At 44.1% G+C, this 572-nt stretch carries 1 protein-coding gene; it reads right to left on the bottom strand.

The window, feature by feature from the left end; translation table 11 throughout:
* On the bottom strand, positions 1–572 hold a 572-nt coding region (locus tag ACWHAR_RS30310; RefSeq protein ID WP_452088836.1), incomplete at both ends, for an amidohydrolase family protein.

Below are 572 nucleotides of genomic sequence, written 5' to 3'. Positions count from 1 at the left end.
GAATCCAAAACCTTTCACAACACCAAGTCCGGTTTCTTTCAATCCTTTATGCCGCTCGACAACTGCAATCTTTAACAAATCAAACTCAGTGTCAGGCTCAAATTCGCGGGCATCAGGAGCCGGAACTTGTACTAATCTTGTTTCAAGCTGATTTGGTATGATTTGAATGACATTGATTTGCTGCTCTGAATCGATTGGCATATGAAAATCCTGTTTGTTAAGAGGAGCAGCAAGCTTAACAGAATCAAGCAGTGCCTGATCTGGTGCTGCAGTTGAAGCATGATCCTGATAGACCGCTTTGCTGTCTTCAGCAACAGTCTGCCCTTTTACCATCGTCATTGTGACAGTGACATTTTCCAGATCAGATACAAAGAGCAAATCAGCGTCAAAACCCGGGGCAATCGCTCCCTTTGTATCTAATCCGTAGCACTCGGCCGCATTGAGGCTTCCTAATTGATAGGCTAAAAACGGATCAAGTCCGGCTTGAATCGCCATTTTCACCTGATGGTTTACACTTCCCTCTGACAATAAATCATCCACATGCTTATCATCCGTACAGAAAAAGAACCGAC

The organism is Bacillus sp. LR--39 (assembly GCF_053613335.1).
This window is presented reverse-complemented; position numbering and strand designations above follow the sequence as displayed.